This window comes from Accumulibacter sp. (genome assembly GCF_032229525.1).
Lineage (GTDB): Bacteria > Pseudomonadota > Gammaproteobacteria > Burkholderiales > Rhodocyclaceae > Accumulibacter.
The window spans coordinates 1-3,279 of sequence record NZ_JAVTWB010000018.1 but is presented as its reverse complement, the minus strand read 5'-3'; the positions used below and the strand labels follow the sequence as shown (position 1 = coordinate 3,279).

Here is a 3,279-nt window from a genome sequence, read left to right as displayed (position 1 = left end):
GGGACTCAGCCGATTTTCGGGTTCTTGCCTTCGCGAGCCGCGCGCGGTGCCGCTTTGCAAGCGCCAAAACCCACCCGCGTCACCGCACCGCCGGCCACGATTTCTTCAAGCAGAACCTCAACGGCACGGCCCGTGGCCAACTTGGACAGCTCAGTTTTGCTCGCCAGCGCTTCAATTCACTCGGACTTGTGCATCGAGTTACTCCCCATTTGGTGGTGTTTGGTGGCCAGTGCGGGCCCGATTCCCTCATCATTGCCGCTGGCATTTCACCCGAAAACACGCGCGACGCCGTGCCATCGACTCGGCCTGCCGACGACAGGAAGAAATGCTTTCCGCATCAAACGGCAATGCCATCTGGCAAGGAAGAATCACGCCAACCGCGTGCTTGTCGGATGCCTGCCTCGAACTGCCAACACGGTTGCGCGCGGGGAGGCTGCGTGCAGGCGTCGGACAAGCCTCGGGGGAGAAAACCGCGGGCAGCACCACAGGCGATCGGAGTTTGGCTACAAGCCCATGGGATTTGATGAGTCTCAGCGCGACCGGCCTTTGGTATGGAGCGACCAGAAAGTCGCTGAAGGCGACGACGCTAACGGCCAAGCACCCGATGCGGTGGCGGAAATCGCTGCACCGCGCAGTCGGTAGCGGCGAGAAACTGGGTGCTGCTGGCCCGCGCCGACGACACGGAAATGGCGCTCGGTAGCGACATCCTGAACGCCGCGCTTGAGGCTTGTGCGCTGGCCAAGGTCTTCGGCACGGGCGCCGGGCTCGATGCCTTGAAGGAAGCGATGGCCGGTCGCTACAGCCGCGAGCGTAAACCGCTCCCGGGCGGCGCCTGAGCGCGGCGCCAGGCGTTGCCCTCGGCGCGCAAGGCTCGGAGCTTCAGGCGCAAGGCTCCGAGCCTCGACGGCAAGCTTCCGATCCCTGGCCGCAAGCCTCTGAACCTCGGTGTGCAAGCATCAAGGCCTTGTGGTGCAAACCTCGCCGCTTTGCGCGTCGAGAAAAAAGGCTTGCCCGAAGAGCAAGATGGCTTGCTGATCGAGCAAAAAGCCTCGCTCACGCCGATGCGCACTCTCAGCGCCAGCGCGAAGCCGCGCTGGCCACGCAGCATCGCATGTCTCGCGAACTCGCCGCCCAGCATCGCGATCTTGGCGCTCAGCGCGACCGTATCGAGGCCTTGCTCGCGGCGCTGCCGTCTGACGCGCGCGGCGGCATTGTGGACATTCGTGCAGCGCGCTTCAAGGTCGGCGAAGGCACTCTCGGCCAGGGCATGGTGTTCACGCATACGCAGGCGCAAGGCGCTCCTTTTGCCGTTGATGGCCCCCCTTCGCGCGTCGCCAGCGCCGCGATCAGCTGACCTCCGCTAAAATGTGCGCATGACCGCATGCACATCAATCGCATCCCTCTCCGACAACTGTCACCGGCGGGCGATAGCGCGATGACGCTCGACGAAAAACGCCGGCAGAAGACCCTCGCCAGAAAACGCAAAAGCCACAACGCGCGAAGGCCTGCGCGACAGCCTCGCGAAGCTCGGCCTGCCCCACAGGCGGCGGATTTACCGATCCACGCTGCCCTGGTGACCAGGAACCTCTTTGCCAAGGGCATCGGCATGCTCGCCCTGGCGCGTGCGCTGCCCAACGGCGACATGGCCCTGGCCGCTTTTGTGGTCGACGTCTACTGCCTGGGCGTCAAGAAAGCGCGCTTCAGCGTCGTTTCAGCAGACGAATGGGCGGCGTTCGTGCAGCCCTTCGACTTCGAAGCGATCGATCCAGGCTGCCTGCGCAAGCTGATCGAGGGCGCGGTCGACTACGCCCGAGATCTTGGCTTCCCACCGCATGCCGAATATGCCGCTGCCGCCGCGCTCTTCGGGAACATCGACGCCGCCGCGTGTGCGCAGCGCTACACCTACGGCAAGGACGACAAGCCACTGTACGTAAGCGGAGCTGAAGACACGCCAGCGCAGTCGCAGCACATCCTGGAAACCTTGACCAGCCGGTTGGGTGCCAAGGGCTTCCACTTCCTGACCGCTGTCGACGCCCAGCAGGCGGGCCTTGCCGGCGAGCTGACGGGGCCGGTGACCCTGTGCAGCTACGAGATCACGAACGAGCCCATCGCCGACGCTGCGTTCGATCGACTGCCCGCCGACGTCCAGGAACGGATCAACGCCCTGTACCCCAAGGTAATGAAGAACCAACCCAGGGAGGCGCTGGCGGAGGTGCGAGTCCTCATCAAGCAGTATCCGGAGATTGCCCAGCTGCACAACTACCTGTACGCCGCTTGCCACAACATGGGTGAGCACGCCGAGGCCGCGCGCGTTCTGGAGGAGACGGTGCGGCGTTTCCCCGATTATCTGTTTGGCCGCATCGCCTTGGCAGAGGACTGTCTGAGACGCGGCGAAGCCGCCAGGATCGCCGAGATCTTCGACCACAAACTCGATCTCAGACTGCTCTACCCCGAGCGCGTGCGCTTCCATGTAACGGAGGTATTGGGCTTCCAGAGTATTGTCGCGCGCTACTTTCATGCCCAGGGTGAGCAGGAGCTGGCGCAGAGGTCCTATGATCTGATGTGCGAGATTGACCCGAAGCACCCGAACACTCTGCGCGTCGCTTACGTCCTCCACCCGTCACCCCTTGGAACGTGGCTGCGAGAAAAGCTGCTGCGGCAGTGAAAGCCCGGAGCGCACGCCTTCTTCCATGAATGCCACGTTCCGCCCTGCCCCCCGTGATGGGCGGGCTCGGCAGTGGCGACGAAAGCACGACCATTAACTGACGGAGCAGCCGCGTGACCACCAGTCGTCAGCCGGCAGCACGGCCGGTTCTTGCATGGCTCGATCGATGGCCCTTGCCAGTGGTAGTCCTAACCAGCGTCGCGCTGGGCCGCGCTGTCGGCGGGGCGGGATTCTTCTACCTCGAAGGGCCCGTCTGGGCCGTGCTCTGGCTGGCGCTCTTCGCCGCACTCGGCTGGCTCGGTTACACGGCAGCGCCGGTCTTCGACGAGGCCGCACCGGGTTTGCGACGGCCTGCTGCTGATGGTGGACCTTCCGGGCGGTGAGTTTGTAAAGTAGATTGCGATCACCCTTGTCCTCGAGCAGGTCCAGCGGCTTGTCCGGGCTGTTGATGCCGAGGGTGTCGGCCAGATCGACGGTGCGCTCGCTGCGGTCGATCGTGGCGGTGACCGACAAGGCGCCCCTGGCGACCGTACTGACGTACAGCATGCCCAGCTTCAAGGCCTTGCGTTCGGCCTGGCGAAGTACGAAGGGTAGCTCGTGGCGAGTGATGTAGG

Annotated in this window: 5 protein-coding genes; 4 read left to right on the top strand and 1 reads right to left on the bottom strand. The window is 64.3% G+C overall.

Annotated features, from left to right (window positions below; translation table 11 throughout):
* Positions 1-5 precede the first annotated feature (5 nt).
* Entirely contained in the window at positions 6-140 is a 135-nt protein-coding gene (locus tag RUW20_RS21595) for an HU family DNA-binding protein (protein WP_409559279.1), read from the bottom strand.
* 516 nt (positions 141-656) lie between these two features.
* Here RUW20_RS21595 and RUW20_RS01605 point away from each other — a divergent pair.
* The 4 genes from RUW20_RS01605 (at position 657) to RUW20_RS01590 (ending at position 3,048) form a co-directional block, all read left to right on the top strand.
* Positions 657-836, top strand: coding sequence for a hypothetical protein (locus RUW20_RS01605; protein WP_313950446.1), 180 nt, complete (start codon positions 657-659; stop codon positions 834-836).
* A 275-nt stretch (positions 837-1,111) separates the two neighbouring features.
* Entirely contained in the window at positions 1,112-1,354 is a 243-nt protein-coding gene (locus tag RUW20_RS01600; protein ID WP_313950445.1) for a hypothetical protein, read from the top strand.
* A gap of 219 nt (positions 1,355-1,573) precedes the next feature.
* Positions 1,574-2,665: a hypothetical protein gene (locus RUW20_RS01595; protein WP_313950444.1), complete on the top strand. Its 1,092-nt coding sequence runs from the start codon at positions 1,574-1,576 to the stop codon at positions 2,663-2,665.
* Between the two features lie 113 nt (positions 2,666-2,778).
* A complete protein-coding gene (locus RUW20_RS01590; RefSeq protein ID WP_313950443.1) occupies positions 2,779-3,048 on the top strand; it encodes a hypothetical protein in 270 nt (89 codons plus the stop codon).
* Positions 3,049-3,279: the final 231 nt, after the last annotated feature.

Coding starts and splice junctions, on each gene's coding strand:
- RUW20_RS01600 (WP_313950445.1), top strand. CDS start 1,112: ATGTCTCGCGAACTCGCCGCCCAGCATCGCGATCTTGGCGCTCAGCGC.